Here is a 519-nt window from a genome sequence, read left to right as displayed (position 1 = left end):
AGCGGGCTTGGCGGTGACAGTGAGGTTCATTTCATCTCCGAAGGTCTGCAGGGCGGGGTCACGCTTGGGCCGCGCCGGTTGCTCCCGGTGTCTTTGCTGGCGGTCGAGGCGCCAGAGCTTGTCCATGAAACGCTGGATGCGCAGTTGCGGGCCACGGTGCCCAGCGAGCATGACGGCAGGTTCGTCCGCGCGGTGGCCGGACAGTCCAGCGAAGGGTTGGCCCCCCGCGATGCCGACCTGCTGGAACGGATCGGCGAAGGGGTGCATCCCCTCGCGTCCGTCCTGCGCGCCCGGATCGAAACCGGCGCGCTGAAGCGGCTGGTGGAACGGGGGCTGGTTCAGGTCGCAGGCGTCACCCCATCGGATGCGAGCCATGTGGCCGGCCGGGTGCTTGCATGGGACGCAGGTGCGGCACGCAAGGCGCTGATCCTTTTCGGGCGCCGCCGCACTGGGGCAGGAACAATGCTGTCCACCAGTGCGGAAGCGGTAGCGGAAATGATCATCGACCGGCTGACCCGG

Annotated in this window: 1 pseudogene; it reads left to right on the top strand. The window is 68.2% G+C overall.

From position 1 onward, the window contains the following. Nucleotides 1-519 (top strand): annotated as a pseudogene (locus A3764_RS20725) (hydantoinase/oxoprolinase family protein); the annotation flags it as partial.

It is taken from the genome of Sulfitobacter sp. HI0129 (assembly GCF_001635395.1).
Taxonomy (GTDB): Bacteria; Pseudomonadota; Alphaproteobacteria; order Rhodobacterales; family Rhodobacteraceae; genus Sulfitobacter.
The sequence above is the reverse complement of the archived record's forward strand: the minus strand, read 5'-3'. Positions and strand labels throughout refer to the sequence as shown.